The following is a 278-nucleotide window of genomic DNA, read 5'->3' as shown; positions in this document are numbered from 1 at the left end:
CTCGAACCTCGAAATGTGGATACAGAACTGCACGATAAATCGAGCCGCGATATTTTGATGCCATATCAGCAGGTGAATCATTTGAAGGTGAGCAATACAACTTCATTTAATTGGAAAAATCATGCTTTTGAAACGCAGCTTGGTTTTCAGAAAAACTTTAGAAGAGAATGGAGCCATTATGTAAATCACGGTTATATGTCCCCAATTTATCCTGAAGATATGTACGCGCCGCAAGATCTGGAACGCCAATATGATAAAAACGTTTGGTCGTTTTCTGC

1 pseudogene is annotated in these 278 nt (G+C 39.6%); it reads left to right on the top strand.

Annotation, left to right across the window (positions count from 1 at the left end):
• Positions 1-15: 15 nt before the first annotated feature.
• A pseudogene (locus tag ACWA1B_RS22580) lies at positions 16-278 on the top strand (TonB-dependent receptor); the annotation flags it as partial.

It is taken from the genome of Flavobacterium xizangense, assembly GCF_054075145.1.
This window is presented reverse-complemented; position numbering and strand designations above follow the sequence as displayed.